Origin of the sequence: Pseudoalteromonas sp. MMG006 (assembly GCF_018101025.1) — a bacterium.
Classification (GTDB): domain Bacteria; phylum Pseudomonadota; class Gammaproteobacteria; order Enterobacterales; family Alteromonadaceae; genus Pseudoalteromonas.
In genome coordinates this window covers 293,311-311,120 of sequence record NZ_JAGJEJ010000003.1, presented here as the reverse complement: position 1 = coordinate 311,120, position 17,810 = coordinate 293,311, and the positions used below count along the sequence as shown (strand labels likewise).

The window sequence follows — 17,810 nt, the reverse complement described above, 5'->3', positions numbered from 1 at the left end:
CGTTAAACTGCTCGGCTTTTTAGTTTTACTTTAGTTTTTCTAACCAGTCATTTGCAGGCTCTGGCTTATGTAAGTAATAGCCCTGCAAAATTACTTCAGGGTACTCTTTTAACAAATCAAAATGAGATTGGTTTTCTACCCCCTCAGCAATCACTTCTAATTCAAATACACGACCTAAACTTACTATCATATCAATTATTAATTTATCGTTATTATCAGTCGGTGCATCAAAAACGAACGAGCGATCAATTTTTAGCTCTTGTATAGGCAACTGTTTTAAGTAGGTTAAGCTTGAATACCCAGTACCAAAATCATCAATTGATACGCGCACACCCAAGTTTTTAAGAAAACGTACCGCCTCAACAGCTGCTTCCATATGATTAAGTAATGTGCCTTCAATAATTTCTATTGTTAGTTGATTTGGTTGTATATTATATTTTTCAATTTCGGTTTGTATTTGAGATAAAAAGCGTGATTCGTGAAAATGCCTTCCACTTATATTTATAGAAAGACTTAAGTCTCGGTGACGCTCATCTAAGCTCTCAATAAGTTTAAGTCCATTAGAGAGTACCCAGCAATCCAGGTCATAAATGATGTCCGATTCTTCAGCTACCGGAATAAATTCAGCGGGACTAATAAAGCCTTTTTGTGGGTGAGTCCAACGTAGTAAAATTTCGCCACCTTTTAGCTGCTGTTTACCATCAAATTGTGATTGTACATAAAGCGACAGCTCATTTTGTGAAATAGCTTTGCGTAAATCTTGTTCTATTTCAAATCTGCGCCTTGCTTGCTCCCCAAACGAATTATCAAAGAAAGTAACTCTGTTACCACCTTTTTCTTTTGCTTTATAACAAGCTGCCTCACAGTTCCTTATTGTTTCAATAGCGTTTTCCCATTGATCTTCACGAGGGAATATATAAGTTCCTATACTTATGGTGATACTAATCTCTTGGTCTTCAATCATGAAGGGGGCATTAATGACTCTTAATAGCTCTTGCGCTTTTCGTTCTGCTATTTCTTGTGTTCTAAGCCTTCCTACGCCCTTATCCACACTGCTTAACGCTGCAAATTCATCACTACCTAGGCGAGCTATCACATCTTTTTTATCAAGTTTTTTGTGAATTCGGTTGGCGAGCTCTTTTAATACTTTATCGCCAGCTAGCAAACCTAGACCATCGTTTATAGAGTGAAAGCTATCTATATCAATAATATAAATATAGGCATAACTGTGTTCATTGGAGCAATTTTGTAATTGTTGTTCAAGCTGTTTTAAAAAGCCGTTTCTATTTGGTAAGGCTGTGAGCTCATCGTGCCAAGTTAAATAGTCTATTCTTTCTTGGGTAACTTTTATGCTCGATATGTCACTAAATACACCAATAAAATGTATATTGGTATCTTGATCGCCTTTAACCATACTTAGTGTTAAAAGTTCTGGGTATAGCTCACCATTTTTACGCCTAGTAACAAGTTCACCACTCCAATATCCCGCCTTATTTGCATGTTGCCATACGTTATTAAAACTAATGCCGGGTTGATTATTTTGTTTTAACTTATGCAGCTGAGTGCCTAGAGCCTCAGCTTCACAAAAGCCTGTTATTCGGCAAAACGACGGGTTAACAGCAATTATTTCACCTTGAGAGTCTGTAATTACAACGCCATCGGCTGTGCTTGTGAGTGCTTGATAAAAAAGCTTTTGTTTGGATGATAGTTGCTTTAGCTCTTCTTCTCTTTCACTTAACTCTTGTGCTAAAGACTCTATTTCTAATAATTTATCGTGTAGATCGAAGTTTTTTTCTATAAGCCTATCAAGCATACCTTGAGAGGTGATGTGTGTGCGAATACGAGCCCTTACTAGCGCAAGTTTGTAGGGTTTATGTATATAATCAATGGCACCTAATGCAAACCCATGCTCTTCAGAGTCTTCATTGGTCATCGCAGTAACAAAAATGATCGGGATACCTTTAGTATTCTGTCGAGATTTTAGTGTTTTGCATACCTCATAGCCGTCCATGCCAGGCATCATAATATCAAGCAAGATCAAATCAGGTTTTATCGATTCTATAAATACAAGCGCTTGCTCACCACTAGTTGCAATCCTAACATCATAATCGGTTAGCAGACCTTCAACCAGAACGTGTAGATTGTTAGGCTCATCATCAACAATTAAAACTAATGGTTTGTGTTTTTGATTATGATAATCATTGTTTTTTTCAGCCGAATACATCGCGTGCACATTCAATCCTTTTAGATATATTAACTAATATAACTTAGCTTAATTTTTTAATATTGGCTAATTAAAATCACCATTTCGATACTGAGTTATAAGTTCAATAACAAGTTGATAGTTAAATTGATTTACTGCGGATTTAAGCTGGTGTAATGGATGTGATGTTTCTAAGGTAGAGCTGTTTAAATTTTTTAATAAATCATTTGGAATCGGTTTAGCACTCACAGCTAATTCGTAAATAGCATCTATAGATTCATCAAGGTTATGAATCTCGCCCATAGGCTCTTTTTCACTTAACTGCTGTGTGAGCAAATATTGTTTAATTGCATGAAATGTGAGTATTAACTGCCCATCTAACTGTGAAAATAAAATAGGCTCCTTATTATTTATTTGCCGCTCTACTTCCTTTGCTATTAGTTCTAGCTTTTCGAGCCCTAACGTACCTGCTAAGCCTTTAATCGCGTGTGTGTTTCTAGCCAGTTCAGCGCTGTTGTTAGCATCTAAGTGCTTTTTGAATGTAACACTAAAGCTTCTGTAATCTGCTGCAAATTGCTCCAAAAGCTTATTAATAAGTTTTCTATTCTGTTCTAAGTTCTCTAAGGCTACGGGAATATTCAGCACCATTCTATTTTTATTTGTAGTTAAATGTTTTTTTATACATTCATAAAGCGAGTCAAAAATAAGAGGTTTAGTTAAAAAATCATTCATCCCTGCATTTATCGCGGCTTTTTTATCCTCAGGAAGAACTGCGGCTGTTAATGCAACAATAGGAAGTTGCTCCTGATTCTCTCTTAGAGTTCGTGTTGCTGTTATGCCGTCCATTACTGGCATTTGAATATCCATAAAAATAATATCAAAAACGTGCATTTCCACTGCTTCAATGGCCTGTTGGCCGTTTAATGCACTAAATACTTCTAAACCTAGTTTTTCTAGCATGACAGTTGTCACCTCAATATTGAGTGGGCTGTCATCAACAATCAGTGCTTTATTACCTGTAAACTGAATAAGATTTTCATGTATAACTTGTTTAGGAGAGCCATTTGGAGCTAGTAATTTTAAAAGTTCAGAATTACGGTAGCTTTTAGTTATGATATGAACATCATGTGGCATGTTACTTAAATTAGGGGTATCGGTGTCAGTTATAATCGCAATTATTTTTAGCTTTTGAGTACCTGTCTGAGCACTCTCAATAAGCTTTTGCAAAATAATACTGTTTTTAGTTTCTTCCTCGCAAAGCGTCAAAATAACAATGTCGAAAGGGGAACTTGGCTGAGAGACTTTTGCCAGCGCTCTAAGTGGCTCTTGGGTTGTCTCTGGAATTATATTTATACTAGTTAGTAGAGAAAGCAGCTGCTCTGTTTGTTCTTTATGCTGTGTAATTAACAGCGCGCGTTTTTTTAATTTGTGCTGAGGTGCAATTTCAAATGGAAGAGTAAAATAAAACTCACTTCCTTTACCTTTCTCGCTTCTTGTTTGTATTTCCCCACCTAATACCTTTGTAAATTCTTGGCTTATTGTAAGACCTAAGCCCGTTCCGCCGTACTTGCGAGTGGTTGAAGCGTCACCTTGATAGAAAGAATTAAATATTTGCTTTTGCTGTTCTGCATCCATGCCTATACCAGTGTCTTTAATACAAAAACGCAGATTAATTATGTTTTTTTGTTGTGCAATAGTTTCAATAATTAATTGAATTTTTCCATATTTAGTAAACTTAATCGCATTTCCAATGCAATTATTGATTATTTGATTTAGGTGAAAAGGGTCGCCAATAAGCTCAAGGTTAGGGTCTGCATGCAAGTTAAATTCTAAATTTAATCCCTTTTGATTAGCACTGTCTTTAAAAAGGTTTGTCGTATTTTTAATAATCGAATCGAGAGTAAAAGGGATTTTCTCTACTTTTATTTTATCTGACTCAAGTTTAGAAAAATCTAAAATATTATTTAATATATGCAGTAAATTATGAGCACTAGAGTAGGCTTTATCAGCATAATGCTGTTGTTTAGTTGCTAAATCACCGTCTCTTAATAATTGCAGCATACCTAATATACCGTTCATGGGAGTGCGTAACTCATGACTCATATTTGCTACAAAATCACTCTTCATTTTATTCGCGCTTTTGGCTTGTGAAATAGCCACCGTTAAATCTTTATTCATTGACTCCATTTGTATGTTTAAAGCTTGGGTTTCTATTAGTAACTCTTTAGTTTGTTTGTTTTTTTCATAAAGTGTATTGGCTGCTCTAATAACTGAGGCTATTTCACTTTGGTTTTGGTTACTATTATTTAATGTAATTTTCTTCTCGTTACTCATACCATTCAATAGCGTGGTTAACTGAGTAATAGGTTTAATGACAGCATTAAAAATAAAGTAGCTTGCTAAAATAATAATTATGGTAATTAAAGCAGCAAATACGTTTGCTTGATCTGTATTACTTTCTAGTTGTGAGCTCAGTTTTTTTTCTGTTTCAGACAGTTTTTCATGTTCAATATTTTTTATTTGAGTGGCTAGGTAGAGTAGTTCGTTTTCTATGCCTGTTAGCACTACATTGGTTGAAAAAGTATAACTGCGAGTAAGCAAAATAAGTTGGTTGTATGCTTTTTTTAATTCATCAACTTTTGTTAAAAATGAGTGATTATCGCTGGTGATACTAGTTAACTTTGTTTGTAAGTGATTTAAATTTTGCTTCACATTTTGAGCTTCGTCAAAGTTTGGCTGGTATAAATAGCTCACTACAGCATGCTCTAGGTTACTAATTGTGAGTAAAGTATCTGCGTAGATAGTTTGCTGAGTTGCGTCTATTTGTAGTTGTTCAATTTCAAGTATTAATGATTCTATTGGCTTTTGGAATTGTTCTGAATAAAGACGCTCTCTTTTATTTCTGTTAAGTACAGTCTGATCAAATGTTTCTTTATAATTGTGTAGGTACTCATCAAGGCGTATTAATATATTTTGATACTCAGGTGAGCGTTGTGAGATGCTATTTTTTAGTTTTCCTAAGCTTATATTGGCGTGATTGAAATACAAATTAAACTTATCAATTGTACTTTTATTTGCTTTATCTATAAAAGCAATTGCTTGGCTTTGTAGAGAAATCACCTCGTTTTCAAGTTGTGTTACGTTACTACTTTGAACAAGCGCCTGTTGCTGCGCTTTTTGCAAAGACAGCAAGGTGTTTTGTGAGTAGTTAAATAAATAGCTTTGAATGATCAGTAAACTGATTAGCACAAACAGCGCTAATGTTATTTTTGACTTTATTGAGCGAGTTAACATTATCGGCTAATTAACTCATACCATTTTTGTAAGCTGTAGTCGTAGGTAGGCATCACTGAGTTCCAAACTGCAACATTACTAAAGCGTTTAACATAGCTGCCACCGTTTCTGCTTTCTCCTGCTTTAATTGCTATATCTCCATTGGTATTTAAAAGATCGACAGGCGTTTTTTTACCATCATACCAAAAGTCCCACTCTGCTTGAGATAAAAGGCTCTTAGATCGCTCAGGGTTACTAATGTAATAACCTTGTCGAGCAATAAATGCGCCTGGCCAGCCAGAAAGCCACCAATTCATATAATCGTAAGCTGCGTCTTTAACGCTACCTTGTGTTTGTGATGATAAACACATAACCCCGTGCCATCCCCTATAACCTTCTTTTGGCGCCGCAAAGCGAACATTAACATTTTGACTATTTAGGGCTGAAACAGCTGGGGAAAACATGCTTTCTATATGAGCTCGATTACTTTTCATAAATTCAACAGACTCAGGTACTGAGTTCCAATAGCCACTAAAGTGGCCTTGGCGTTTATAATCTAAAAGAATGCTGAATAGCCTGTCGAGCTCTGAGCGTGTCATTGAACCTATATTTTTAAATTTAATTAGCCCTTTGCTTTGGGCAGCTAAAGCAAGGTCAAACAACCCAATGGTGGGGGCATTTACTATCGCAACTTTTCCTCTGTTGGCTTCATCTAGTAACCAGCTCCAGCTCTCGGTTTCGTAAGCAATACCGGGCTTTATAAATTCAGTGTTATAGCCAAAGGAGTCAACATTATGTACATAGGGTAAAAAGCTAATGGAATCGCTTTCTTGTGCACTTAACGTACCGTCGTCTTGCACGTTAAGTAATTTATAAGGAGCATCTCCTGCGCCTATATTTGCATTTTCAGTAAGTTTACCAGTCTTGGTTAAAGAATTTATTTCGTTAAAGTGAGATAAACGATTTTTCGCTATTGGCTGTATAGAGCCCGCATTCCAAAGTACATTAATACTGTTAGACCATTGCTCGTATAAATCAAAAGAGCCTGGATTCATTGACGCTTTTTGTAGCACCGTTGCGCTACCTGCAGGGGAGAACTCTATATTAATACCTAAGTCGCTCATGGCTTGCTTACGAATGGCTTCTTGCAGAGTTACGTGGGTACCTAACACTCTTAAAGTTACTTTTTTTCGAGCAAATACATATGGAACATGTGTAATAGCACCTGCGGTTAGCCCTATGGTTGCTAACTTTTTTAATGAGGAGCGTTTATGCAAATCCATGTTAAGCCTAAAGTATTAATATGTTTGACATTATGTATAGCCAACAACATGCAAAGACACAAGTTAACAGCACAATATAAAAATTATAATTAATAAAAAAAGAGTATAGGATTAAATGATAAAACAGACTGATATTTGAGTATTTTTAGAAAGTTACTAAAGGTATAAAAGAAGGGGTAGGAAAGTGGTGGAGCTAAGCAGGATCGAACTGCTGACCTCCTGCGTGCAAGGCAGGCGCTCTCCCAGCTGAGCTATAGCCCCACATTCCTAAATTACGTATTTCGTAATTACTTGGCTGCTGAGTTCCAAGCGGGACGAACTTTAAGTTTTTTTATAAAATTGGTCAAGTATTTTTTCGTAATTTTTCACTGTTTACACTAATTTTTGATAGACTCAGCTTAATTCAACACTAAAACGATAAAAACAATGAAAAAATCTGTTCTAGCGCTTATGGTTTTACTCGCGGGTTGCGCCACAAATGACGAGCCTCCTTTTGAAATAAATAATAAACAATTCCACGAAAAGCAAGATGAGCAAGGCAATAAGTTGTTTGCATATGTTGTGTCGGTTAAGGCAAAGCACCGCAGTAATATTAATTTAGATGATGGTGGTGGACGAGGCGGTAAAAAAAGACCTAATCGTTCGGATGTGCAGCGTTATATTGAACAAGAGCATTTTGAAGAGTCGAGTGTATTAAAACTGCAGTTAGAAGATCAAGCTGTAGAGCTTTTAAATGAAGAGCTAGCATCGCGTAACTATTGCCCAGACAAACACGAAGTGAATGAAGTGCTTTGGCGCGATTTAAGTGTGCAGCTTCGAGGGCGTTGTTTGTAACATGTTAGCGGATAAAGCAAAGCTAGCTGAAGCACTGACTCAGCTAAATATAAATTACGATGTAATAGAGCACCCACCATTGCACACAAGTCTTGATGCAGATGCCTTTATGATAGAGCGCCCTGGTACTCGACTAAAAAATCTATTTTTACGCGATAACGAAGGGAAGCGTCACTTTTTAGTTATTACAGCGCACGATAAACAGCTCGATTTAAAAACCTTGGCTAAACAGCAAGGTTTGTCGCGATTAGGGTTTGCATCAAATGAGCGCTTAGCGCGTTACTTAAAGGTTGAGCCTGGTTGTGTGTCTATGTTGGCACTGTTTAACGACAAACAAAACAATGTTAGTTTATGGTTAGATCAGGATATTTGGTTTGGTGATCTATTTCATTGCCACCCGTTTGACAACACTCAAACATGGTTGTTAAAAAAGCCTGATTTAGAAAGCTTTTTTAATTATACCCAGCATCAGCCACGGGTGGTTTTTTTACCATCTCGGTAAGCCCAAACAATGAGCATAAATCCACATAGGCAAATACACAATAAGCTAAACATAAACGCTGTTTGCCCATAATGCTGATACACCACTCCTGGTAATAAAGACCCAAGCGCTCCTCCACTGTAGTAAAACGATACATAGCCACCATTTGTTACACTTGGCGGAGCTTTACTTATTTTATTAACGAGTGGCGCCGCTGTAGAGTGAATAACAAACATAGCGCCACAAAATAATGTAAACGCAATTAAAAACACTATTAGCTGCTGGCTCATTAGTAATAAAATACTGATGTTATAAAAAATAAAAATTGCAGTTAATAGATGCCAAGGGGTAGAAGCTTTTTTAAGTAACCAAGGTGCTGTAATAGATGCTAGTGCGCCAATTAAGTAGCCGCTATACACTAAGCCAATATCCCGCGTATTTGTTATTTTAAATGTTTGCTGCAAAATAAAGGGTAAATAGTTTAAAAGCGCTGCAAAACAAAAAAACATACAAAATACTGCGCCATATACTTTTAGTACAGCCCCTTCTTTAAGTTGTTTAATGTAACCAAGAGGTGAGAGCGCCTCGCTGATAGGCGGCTTAATAAAGCGTGAGTGGTTAATGCTCAAAGCCAAAGAAATTAATGCAAAGGCAATTACATAGTAAAAACTTTGCCAATGCCATAAGTCACTGAATAAAGCTGCTAATACGCGGCCAAAATAACCACCTATTATGCTACTGCCTATGTATAGCGTCATGTTTTTCTGCAAGCTATCAGCGGTATAGCTCATTCCTATATAGCTGGTCATCGCGGTGAGTGCTGCGGGAAGCGTTAAGCCTTGTAAAAATCGAACAAGCAACAGTAGCTCAAAGCTTGGTGCGTATATAAAGAGTATGCAGCTAAAACCTAAAACAATCATGGCAATGCGAAGTATTAAAAGCGGGTTACGCTTAGCCAACACTAATCCATACACAAGTGGTGCAATAGCTAAAGGCAACATGGTTACGGTCATTAAACTGCCTGCAAGTGCAGGCAGAACATTAAATTCATTAGCAAACAAGCTAAGTAGAGGCTGCGGGGCGTAAAGCACAAAAAATATAAACACAGAGCATGCTAGTAAATGAAATAGACGCATTGTGAAACTTAGAATAAGGGGAAATAAGTTAACCAAAGTATATTAAAAATGGCTTATATTTCATATGTTAAATGAGCAACATTTGCGCCAAATCATGGTTAGTAATCATTCGTATGATAGATTAATACCGATAGCACTATTATTTGTAGTCGTTGGTGATTAAAATGACCTTAATATAAGTTTTTAGTGGAATAAAGCCATGGGTTCATTACAAGACCAATTGCTGCAAGCAGGATTAACAACTTCGCACAAAGCTAAAGTTGCTAAGTCAGAAAAACGTAAGCAACAAAAAAAGCAAAAAAAAGGGGCAACAAGTAACCCTAGCGATCTGCAAAAGCATATTCAACAAACCAAGCTTGAGCAGCAAAAAAAGGCGGAAGAACTTAACCAGTCTCGCCAAGATGAATTAAAACAGCGTGAGCAAGAGGCACGTGTTAAGCAAATTTTAGAGCATCATAACCAAGACACTATTCGTGGCGAGCGTACCTTTAATTTTACTTATCAAAATAAAGTTAAAGGTTTAGACGTAAACGAAAAAACTCAAAAAGCGCTATCGGGCGGTCGTTTAGCTATTTGTGTGCTTGAAGGACAGTTTTTTGTACTTGAAGACGAACCGGCACGTAAAGTGGCGGAAGTAGACGAAAAGTATATTGTTTTTCATGTTGAGCCTGAAAACAAGCCTAAAGATGAAGACGATCCATACGCAGACTTTGAAGTACCAGATGATATTGTTTGGTAAATCTTCTCTAAATTTTGCTTATACATAGAGCATGTTTAGGTTAATTAAGTTGTCGCTCATTTTTATTTGCTAAGGTATATAAGAGTGAGCATAAACTTATTAGTCGCGCTGTTTTGTTTGATCGTCAAGGGCGACTTGGTACGTATGCTTTTTATTTGATTGTTTACTACAATCATTGAAGAAGTTTTTCTAACCGTCAAAAAGAAGAGAAAATACAATGAGCAAGATGAAAACACTACTAGTAGGCGCGGGTATTAGTTTAGCCGCAAGTTTTTCGTTTAATGCAGCAGCTGCTGATGGCGCTGCATTATATACCGCTAAAAATTGCCAAACATGTCATGGTGCGGAAGGTAAAGCACCTATTATGGGCGCATACCCAAAACTAAACGGTCAAAACAAAGACTACTTAGTAGCGCAAATGAAAGACATTAAGTCAGGTGCGCGTAACAACGGTATGACTATGGCAATGAAAGCAATGGTTGCTACAGTAACTGATGAAGAGTTTGATGCAATTGCAGATTACCTATCTAAAGTAAAATAACTTGCAGCAATAGCTAAGCTTTAAAACAGCCACACAATAGTGTGGCTGTTTTGTTTGTGTTTGCTATAAAATTAATACTGCTTTAGACTTCTAAACATCTATTCGCATCTTGTTTTGGTGCGTCTTTTAAAAGGCTTATTATGTTTGATTTACCCCAACTCGATTTAAAAAATAAAGTATCAGAACAAGAGTGGCAACTACGTGTTGATTTAGCTGCTTGCTATAGACTGGTTGATCACTTTCGTTGGGGAGATTTAATATACACGCACTTGTCGGCTCGGCTACCCGGTACCGATCATTACCTTGTAAATGCCTTTGGTTTGACGTTTGATGAAGTAACCGCGTCTAATTTAGTGAAGGTAGATTTAAACGGTCATATTATTGATGACACGCCGTTCAAGATTAACCCAGCGGGCTTTACAATACACAGTGCTATTCATGAGGTACGTGAAGATGCACATTGTGTTATTCACTTACACACCAAAGAAACAATTGCAGTTGCGACTCAAAAAAATGGCTTGTTACCGCTGAGCCAATATTCAATGTTTTCACTGCCATCACTTTCGTACCATGGCTACGAAGGGCTTGCCGTAAACGACGATGAACGCAAAGTGCTACAAGATGATTTAGGCACAACCAATCATATGCTGTTAGTAAACCATGGCGGCTTAACGGTAGGGCCCACTGTGGGTGATGCGTTTATGCGTTTTTACGATTTACAGCGTGCTTGTGAAATACAATTAGCATTGCAAGCCAGCTCACAAGAAGCTATTGAAGTGCCACAGCCAATAATCGACAATATTTATAACCAAGCGAACGTGGTGCACAGCGGTATTACAGGTGGTCAACTTGCGTGGCCAGCTATGTTGCGTAAAGCCTACCGACTTGATCCCAATTTTGCTAATTAAGGAATTTAAATGAAAGTAAATCGCGTAGAAGTATTTGATATTCATTGCCCTGACAGACCATCGTGGACACCTGTGTTTGTGCGTATTCATACCGATGAAGGTATTAGCGGCGTAGGCGAAGCAGGTCTCGCCTACGATTTAGGGCACAGTGCAGCCGCAGCCATGATTAAAGAAATGGCTGATGCGTTTTTAATTGGTCATGACCCATTTCAAACTGAAAAATTATGGTCGCGTATGCTACGAGAAAGCTTTTGGGGCTTAGGTGGCGGTCCAGTTGTATATGCTGCAATGAGCGCTATTGATACCGCGCTTTGGGATATTAAAGGTAAAGCACTTGGTTTACCTGTATATCAACTTCTTGGCGGTAAAGTTAACGACAAACTACGTACTTACGCATCGCAATTACAGTTTGATTGGGATAGCGAGTTTAAAGCGTTAGTACAACCACAAGAATATGCAGAAGCAGCTTTAAAAGCGGTTGCTGAAGGTTACGATGCAGTAAAAGTTGACCCGATTCAGTACGATAAAGATGGTAATACTTATTACGACCGTACAAATATTATTTCTCGTACAGAAATGAAACTATACCGTGCGCGTATGCAAGCAATACGTGAAGCGGTAGGCGATGAAGTTGACATTATTTTTGAGTGCCACAGTTTACCTGGTGCTACATCGGCGATTCAGATTGGAGAAATAGCAGAAGAGTTTGACTGTATGTATTACGAAGAACCGGTTAACTACTTAAATCACTCATTGCATGCCAAAGTAGCCGACAAAGTAGCTGTGCCTATTGCTGGTGGCGAGCGTTTATACAACCGTTGGGGTGTGCGCCCGTATTTAGAAGATCAAAGTATTGATGTGCTACAGCCAGACATTGGTTTGTGTGGCGGCTTTACTGAAACTAAAAAAGTGTGTGACTACGCTGATATTTTTGATGTGCGAATTCAGGCTCACGTATGTGGCGGGCCAGTTGCAACAGCGGCATCGCTTCATTTAGAAACGGCGATACCTAACTTTTTGATTCATGAGCACCATACTTATGCGATTAAAAAGTGGAACCGTGAATTGTGTTTACAAGATCCACAACCTAAAAATGGCTTCTTTGAAGTATCAGAAGAGCCTGGGCTGGGTATTGAATTAAATGATGAAATAGTTATGCGCTCACAGCGTGTAGAAATAAAGTAACTTTTTAAGTTACAAAAAAGCCGGTAAGTGATTATTCACTTACCGGCTTTTCTTTTTATGGAAGTTGTAGTTAGTTATAACTCGTTAATTTTACATTTGGCCTCTTTAAGCTCAATAGTGGCTTTACTATCAAGATGGCGAATATAACACTGCGTGCCTTTTATCATCAGCTCAAACTGATCTGCGGTATTACGACTTTGTGTATCGATAATATTATTACCTTTTACATTATTGAGAATTACAGTGCTGCTAGTAGTAAATACATCGTTAGCTAATTGGACCTCTTGAATGTGGACAAGTGCTTTAATAGCTTTGCCAACGGCTGCTTTATCTGGCTCAACCAGTAAAGCGTGTTGCAGCTTAGGTGTAGGGTCTGGGCTTTGTGATATACAGCCATTGAGAAAAAGTGCCGAAAATACAACGATTACTAAAAAGTATGCTTTCATAAGTTGGCCGAATTATTAGCAAAAGAGAGCTTAATATAACGATTTTTAGTTACACTTGATAGTAGTGCTTAGCGTTTGTATAGCTAAGGTTATGCCATATGCTATTGTTTAAACACATACTTTTGTAGCTGTGCCACAAGTTGTTGTAGCTTGTATTTATTTGACACACAGGGAAGTTACTAGCAAATATAACGCGCTGCTCACCAAAGTGATTTAAAAGAAAAGTAAAACAAGTAACCTGCTGCTGTTTGGTAAAGTGTAGTAATTCAAAGCCAGAAAATTTGATGGCGATATTGTTGTGTTGAGCAAGTAACTTAACACCTTGCTGCCATGTAGCTAAATCGCTAGGTAGCCCTGCGTGATTAATTATAATCTGAAGTTGCGGTAGCTGCTTAGCGTAGTAAGCGACTTGTTTAGTAATATCGCTATTTTCAATATTAAATTGTGCGTCAAAATGCAGTTGGTTGTTTGAGAGCATCGCTAAGTTTTTAAAGCTATTAGCGCTTAATAAACGCTTTGCATCAGTCCCTTCGGTTATATCTCTGATACCACATAAACTTGGGTGAGCTTGAGCGTTTAAGGCGCTTTTAAACTGCTCTGTAGGTGAGTCAATTTGGTTATAACTAACGGCTTTAAAAGGCAGTTTTTTTAAATGCGAGCTTAGCCAATTTAGCTCGTTTATAGGTGATTGATTATCAAACCCAGCCTCAATGTGCACAATACCCGCAAGTTCAAAATCAGTACTTTTAATAAGTTGCTCTGCACTTACTGGTTGTTTTATTCTTTCTAGATTAGGCCATGCTGGTGGGGTTTCGCCTTGTAGCCAAGTATATTGCCCCTCAACAAGATTAAAAAAATGCACGTGAGGGTCAATAATTTGCATGCTCATTGCGCTGTGTAACCACCATCAATACTTTGCAGGCTGCCTGTTATAAAGCTTGCATCATCACTTGCCAAAAAGCTAATCAGTGCAGCTACTTCATCGGCTTGCCCTAAGCGGTTTAGTGGTTGTAGGCTTGCCTCTTCTGCGACTATTTTGTTTTTATCAGCACCACTTTTTTTACAGTAGGCATCAATAGCATTATGAAATAACGGGGTTTCTATAGTGCCTGGGCATACTGCATTTGCACGAATGTTAAAGCTTGCGTAATCAAGTGCTGTAGTTTTAGCCATTGACGCAAGGGCGTGCTTAGTAAGGTTATAAGCAAACGAATTTTGCTTACCTATAATTGCTTGATCTGAGGCAACTAAAATAATAGCACCGCTGTTTTGTGCTTTCATACTTGGCAGTACACTTTGTACTGCCGCGTATGCGCCTTTAACGTTAAGTGCAAAAAGTGCATCGAGAGTTTCCTCATCGGTATGCTCTATATTTGCACTTAAATGTTTACCGGCATTAGATACAAGTATGTCAATCTTAGGGTTTTGCTGGCAAATTGTATTTATACATGTTTGCACTGCGCTTACGTTACTTACATCACATTGATGAAATTCGCCAAACTCACTTGGCTCAATATCAAGGTTATGTACAGTAAAACCACGTTCAATAAAGCGTTTTACTACGGCTAAACCAATACCTTTTGTTCCGCCTGTAACAATAGCAACCTTCGACATACCTGCTCCTTTATTTACAACTAAAATGCTTAGTGAGAGTGGCCACAGCCACCTTCAGCGTGAACATGCCCATGAGACACTTCTTCACTTGTCGCTTCACGTACTGACACAACTTCAACATCAAACGTTAAGGTTTTACCTGCAAATGGGTGGTTTAAATCACAGTCTGCGTTAAAACGGCCAACCTTAACAATCGTTACTTGGTGGCGACCTTGGTTAGACTGCACCATTGCCGTCATACCTGGCTTCCATACTTTTACATCACCTTGTAGGTGCTTAAGAGGAATGCGTTGAATTAAGTCATCAACACGCTCGCCGTATGATTCGCTTGGCTCTAACGTAACACTAAACTTATCGCCAGCTACTTTGCCTTCAAGTGATTTTTCTAAACCAGGAAGCATGCCTTCGCTGCCGTGTATGTAGCTCAGTGGCGCATCGTTTACGCTGCTTTCAATTTGTTCGCCCGCTTCGCTTAGGGTGTAATGAAATTCAACTGCTGAATTTTTACTAATTTGCATGCTTGTCTCTTTAAATTTTACTGTTGTAAGGCGTGATTTTACGCGAAATATAGTACTTTAGAAACTTACCAAGGTTGATTTAGTGTTTTTTGTAAATCGAGCAGTAAGTTTTTTTTTATCGGGGCTGATTTTGGCTGTTCGGCTTGAGGTATAAATAGTATTAGCTGTTTGCCTGGCTTTAATACACTTGAAGCTGATAACTTGTTCCACTTAGCTAAGTCACTATGAGGTACATCGTAGAGCTGGCTAATACTCCAAAGCGTGTCGCCTTGTTTAACTTCGTAGTCTATTTCAATTGTTGGGATCACAACTTCTTTTGGCTCAAGGTAAGGGCTTATTTTGTAATCTACTATAAGTGATTTAGGTAACGTTTTAGGTTGCCCAACTAAGAGTTTTTCACCAACTCCAATAAGGTTAGTTTGTTTGTCGTTAAGCTGTTTAAGCGCACTGACAGACATACTAAAACGTTTAGCTATGCCATACAGCGTATCGTTTTGTTTAACTATGTATTCGCCAGCAAAGTTAGATTTAAAAAACTGGCTTTTTAATAATGCTTCTTGCCCTATTGGTAAGAGTAAAGTGTGAGGCCCATTAGGTGAGCTTTGGTTTTTTAAATAACCTTGGTTTAAAGAGTGTAGTTGTTTTGAACCCACGCCAGAGAGCTTAGCAATAACCGAAAAATCAAATTGTTGGCCTACATTCATTTGCGTAGTAATTGGTTTGTTCGAAAGTTTTGGCCGGTTAATTCCTTTTTGCGGGTGTTTTACTAAGTAACTTAAAGCAAGCAATTTAGGAACGTAATCGGCTGTTTCTTTTGGTAGCTTAAGCGACCAATAATCCGTGCTTTTACCGCGTTTTTTATTTTTTTCGATTGCTCGCTTAACACGTCCTTCACCGCTGTTGTATGCAGCAAGCGCATGCAGCCAGTTACCATCAAAGCGTTTATGCAAATAGCTTAAGTAATCAAGTGCAGCATCGGTTGATGCCAATACATCTTGGCGTCCGTCGTACCATTGATCTGACTTAACCCCAAAATGATGTGCAGTTGCGCCTACTAATTGCCAAACTCCAACGGCTTGCTGCGAGGAGGCAACCGTAGGCCTAAAGTCGCTTTCAACAAAAGGTAGTAGAGCAAGCTCCATAGGAAGTTGCTTTTGCTCTATCTTTTTTACGATATGGTATAAATAAGGGGCTGCACGCTTACTCACTGTGCGTAAATAGTTTGGCTGCTTTAAATACCAGTCAATACGTTTATTTAAGGCGCGGTTTCGGTAAATGGTAAAATGCAGGTTATTTGCTATGTGCACCCATAAATCAGTTGTTTTGGGTGGTCGCTTTTTTACGATAACTTTTTTTGGGGCTTGTGATGTGGTGTGCGTAGCTTTAGGCTCAGTATCACCTGGCGTTTTTGCAAGTTGCTTTTGGCGTTCGTAGCTAGGCTCAAAATGAGTAAATATTTGTGGTGCTTCTTGAACTTCAGGCTCCGTCGTCTCACAGCCAAATAAAAAAACACCCAGAAAAAATATAACCAAACTGCGCATAGTAATCACTTTTATAAATTCCTTTTACAATTTTAACACAATCCGTTGTGTTGAGTTATTTACTGTTTCTTAGCGCGGTTAAGCCCAGCTTGTAAAAAAAAGTTGCTGGATTTTATATTAAGCGCTTCTTGTTTGTAAGGCTTAATAACTGACTCAGGAAAAGACTGCATTAGTTGCTCTACAGTTTGGCCGTCGTTATTTTTTACATGCTCGGTTATGGCCGTTAAAAAAGAGAGTGGTTGTTTAAGCTGCTCCTTTGTTAAAACGTCGCCGTGCCCTGGAATAATTACGCTGAGATTTTCATCGTTAATATATTGCGTAAGTAATGTTTGCCACTTTTTTAATTCCCCATGCCCAGGATATGGCAGCCAGTCAACGATATCGCCACCAATAAGTACAGTGGCGTTATTAGTGCTAATTGTTAAATCACCATTGGTATGAGCTTGCTGTGGAGCAATCATAATTTCAAAACCACCAAGATTAATTTTTTTAGGAGCCTTTATTGTTATTTGCGGATTATTGAGTTGGTACTCTTGCCAACGAAATAATCTACTTTTAGCAAGCTCCAGCTTATTACGCCACAGAGCTTGCTCGTCTTTATCTACGTTTGCTAAGCGCTGGTAACTCAGCTCAATACTTTTTTCATAGGTGTCTAACTTGTCAGTATATGCTTTTTGATATTGGCTAAAGTTAGTATTTACTTGCTGATGAACGATAAGTTTGGCGTCAGGGAAAAAGCTTTGCATAACCGCCATGCCTAATAAGTGGTCGTCATGGTAATGAGTCGCGACTAAATAACACAAAGGCGTTTTAAGGCGCTTTTTTAAATCTTCGGCAAGTTGTTCAACTGCAGCAAAGTTGGCGCTGGTATCAACTAGTAGAGCGCATTTGTCACCTTCAATGAGAACCTGATTTGAGTCGTAAAATCGAAGGTCATCTTGTTGCTTTAAAAATTGAATATGAGGGTTAATTGTATTCCAAGTGACAGCTGCATAGGCATTTTGGGCTAATGATAATAAAGTAAAGCCTAATAGTAAGTGCTTACATAAAGAGGTGATTTTTGAAATTTTTAACTTCATTTATTATCTCTACGCTAATATTTAAGTAC

General features: G+C 38.0%; 16 protein-coding genes and 1 tRNA gene. 6 read left to right on the top strand and 11 right to left on the bottom strand.

All coding sequences use genetic code 11. The annotated features are described in order from the left end of the window. Nucleotides 1–25: 25 nt before the first annotated feature. The 4 genes from J8L73_RS05620 to J8L73_RS05605 form a co-directional block, all read right to left on the bottom strand. Nucleotides 26–2,224, bottom strand: coding sequence for an EAL domain-containing protein (locus tag J8L73_RS05620; protein WP_211015348.1), 2,199 nt, complete (start codon nt 2,222–2,224; stop codon nt 26–28). Nucleotides 2,225–2,290: 66 nt separating this feature from the next. Further along, nucleotides 2,291–5,452 carry a response regulator gene (locus tag J8L73_RS05615; RefSeq protein WP_348771960.1) on the bottom strand — a complete coding sequence of 1,054 codons (3,162 nt, stop codon included), beginning with the start codon at nt 5,450–5,452 and terminating at the stop codon, nt 2,291–2,293. Nucleotides 5,453–5,496: 44 nt separating this feature from the next. Next, complete coding sequence (locus J8L73_RS05610; RefSeq protein ID WP_211015312.1) at nt 5,497–6,759, bottom strand: extracellular solute-binding protein; 1,263 nt, start codon at nt 6,757–6,759, stop codon at nt 5,497–5,499. A 185-nt stretch (nt 6,760–6,944) separates the two neighbouring features. Next, nucleotides 6,945–7,020: transfer RNA gene (locus tag J8L73_RS05605), tRNA-Ala, on the bottom strand. A 165-nt stretch (nt 7,021–7,185) separates the two neighbouring features. Here J8L73_RS05605 and J8L73_RS05600 point away from each other — a divergent pair. Further along, the gene (locus tag J8L73_RS05600; protein WP_210998733.1) at nt 7,186–7,593 is read left to right on the top strand and encodes a hypothetical protein; all 408 of its coding nucleotides are present in this window, start codon (nt 7,186–7,188) and stop codon (nt 7,591–7,593) included. Between the two features lies 1 nt (nt 7,594). After that, nucleotides 7,595–8,095 (top strand): prolyl-tRNA synthetase associated domain-containing protein, encoded by a 501-nt coding sequence (locus tag J8L73_RS05595; protein WP_211015310.1) that lies wholly within the window; start codon nt 7,595–7,597, stop codon nt 8,093–8,095. Here the strand turns inward: J8L73_RS05595 and J8L73_RS05590 are convergent. Further along, nucleotides 8,062–9,210 (bottom strand): MFS transporter, encoded by a 1,149-nt coding sequence (locus J8L73_RS05590; RefSeq protein WP_211015308.1) that lies wholly within the window; start codon nt 9,208–9,210, stop codon nt 8,062–8,064. The genes J8L73_RS05595 and J8L73_RS05590 overlap by 34 nt on opposite strands. Nucleotides 9,211–9,409: 199 nt before the next feature. Here J8L73_RS05590 and J8L73_RS05585 point away from each other — a divergent pair, with 199 nt between their 5' ends. The 4 genes from J8L73_RS05585 (at nt 9,410) to J8L73_RS05570 (ending at nt 12,583) form a co-directional block, all read left to right on the top strand. Continuing rightward, nucleotides 9,410–9,949 (top strand): DUF2058 domain-containing protein, encoded by a 540-nt coding sequence (locus J8L73_RS05585; RefSeq protein ID WP_210998736.1) that lies wholly within the window; start codon nt 9,410–9,412, stop codon nt 9,947–9,949. Between the two features lie 217 nt (nt 9,950–10,166). Then, the gene (locus J8L73_RS05580; protein WP_210998737.1) at nt 10,167–10,490 is read left to right on the top strand and encodes a c-type cytochrome; all 324 of its coding nucleotides are present in this window, start codon (nt 10,167–10,169) and stop codon (nt 10,488–10,490) included. A 140-nt stretch (nt 10,491–10,630) separates the two neighbouring features. Further along, nucleotides 10,631–11,398: a class II aldolase/adducin family protein gene (locus J8L73_RS05575; protein ID WP_211015306.1), complete on the top strand. Its 768-nt coding sequence runs from the start codon at nt 10,631–10,633 to the stop codon at nt 11,396–11,398. A gap of 9 nt (nt 11,399–11,407) precedes the next feature. After that, complete coding sequence (locus J8L73_RS05570; RefSeq protein WP_058549318.1) at nt 11,408–12,583, top strand: mandelate racemase/muconate lactonizing enzyme family protein; 1,176 nt, start codon at nt 11,408–11,410, stop codon at nt 12,581–12,583. 74 nt (nt 12,584–12,657) lie between these two features. On the opposite strand, the gene J8L73_RS05565 is transcribed toward J8L73_RS05570, so the two are convergent. The 6 genes from J8L73_RS05565 to J8L73_RS05540 form a co-directional block, all read right to left on the bottom strand. Then, complete coding sequence (locus tag J8L73_RS05565; RefSeq protein WP_211015304.1) at nt 12,658–13,029, bottom strand: hypothetical protein; 372 nt, start codon at nt 13,027–13,029, stop codon at nt 12,658–12,660. 49 nt (nt 13,030–13,078) lie between these two features. Beyond that, nucleotides 13,079–13,918 (bottom strand): amidohydrolase family protein, encoded by an 840-nt coding sequence (locus tag J8L73_RS05560; protein WP_210998741.1) that lies wholly within the window; start codon nt 13,916–13,918, stop codon nt 13,079–13,081. Then, nucleotides 13,915–14,643, bottom strand: a complete 729-nt coding sequence (locus J8L73_RS05555) for an SDR family oxidoreductase (protein ID WP_211015303.1) — start codon at nt 14,641–14,643, stop codon at nt 13,915–13,917. Before J8L73_RS05555 ends, J8L73_RS05560 begins: the two co-directional genes overlap by 4 nt. 29 nt (nt 14,644–14,672) lie before the next feature. Continuing rightward, nucleotides 14,673–15,161: a peptidylprolyl isomerase gene (locus tag J8L73_RS05550; protein ID WP_210998743.1), complete on the bottom strand. Its 489-nt coding sequence runs from the start codon at nt 15,159–15,161 to the stop codon at nt 14,673–14,675. Nucleotides 15,162–15,226: 65 nt separating this feature from the next. Next, nucleotides 15,227–16,702: a LysM peptidoglycan-binding domain-containing protein gene (locus J8L73_RS05545; protein ID WP_211015301.1), complete on the bottom strand. Its 1,476-nt coding sequence runs from the start codon at nt 16,700–16,702 to the stop codon at nt 15,227–15,229. Nucleotides 16,703–16,761: 59 nt separating this feature from the next. After that, nucleotides 16,762–17,781, bottom strand: a complete 1,020-nt coding sequence (locus tag J8L73_RS05540) for an MBL fold metallo-hydrolase (protein ID WP_210998745.1) — start codon at nt 17,779–17,781, stop codon at nt 16,762–16,764. Between the last annotated feature and the right edge of the window lie 29 nt (nt 17,782–17,810).

Coding starts and splice junctions, on each gene's coding strand:
- J8L73_RS05620 (WP_211015348.1), bottom strand. CDS start 2,224: ATGTATTCGGCTGAAAAAAACAATGATTATCATAATCAAAAACACAAA.
- J8L73_RS05610 (WP_211015312.1), bottom strand. CDS start 6,759: ATGGATTTGCATAAACGCTCCTCATTAAAAAAGTTAGCAACCATAGGG.
- J8L73_RS05600 (WP_210998733.1), top strand. CDS start 7,186: ATGAAAAAATCTGTTCTAGCGCTTATGGTTTTACTCGCGGGTTGCGCC.
- J8L73_RS05595 (WP_211015310.1), top strand. CDS start 7,595: ATGTTAGCGGATAAAGCAAAGCTAGCTGAAGCACTGACTCAGCTAAAT.
- J8L73_RS05590 (WP_211015308.1), bottom strand. CDS start 9,210: ATGCGTCTATTTCATTTACTAGCATGCTCTGTGTTTATATTTTTTGTG.
- J8L73_RS05585 (WP_210998736.1), top strand. CDS start 9,410: ATGGGTTCATTACAAGACCAATTGCTGCAAGCAGGATTAACAACTTCG.
- J8L73_RS05580 (WP_210998737.1), top strand. CDS start 10,167: ATGAGCAAGATGAAAACACTACTAGTAGGCGCGGGTATTAGTTTAGCC.
- J8L73_RS05575 (WP_211015306.1), top strand. CDS start 10,631: ATGTTTGATTTACCCCAACTCGATTTAAAAAATAAAGTATCAGAACAA.
- J8L73_RS05570 (WP_058549318.1), top strand. CDS start 11,408: ATGAAAGTAAATCGCGTAGAAGTATTTGATATTCATTGCCCTGACAGA.
- J8L73_RS05565 (WP_211015304.1), bottom strand. CDS start 13,029: ATGAAAGCATACTTTTTAGTAATCGTTGTATTTTCGGCACTTTTTCTC.
- J8L73_RS05560 (WP_210998741.1), bottom strand. CDS start 13,918: ATGAGCATGCAAATTATTGACCCTCACGTGCATTTTTTTAATCTTGTT.
- J8L73_RS05555 (WP_211015303.1), bottom strand. CDS start 14,643: ATGTCGAAGGTTGCTATTGTTACAGGCGGAACAAAAGGTATTGGTTTA.
- J8L73_RS05550 (WP_210998743.1), bottom strand. CDS start 15,161: ATGCAAATTAGTAAAAATTCAGCAGTTGAATTTCATTACACCCTAAGC.
- J8L73_RS05545 (WP_211015301.1), bottom strand. CDS start 16,702: ATGCGCAGTTTGGTTATATTTTTTCTGGGTGTTTTTTTATTTGGCTGT.
- J8L73_RS05540 (WP_210998745.1), bottom strand. CDS start 17,781: ATGAAGTTAAAAATTTCAAAAATCACCTCTTTATGTAAGCACTTACTA.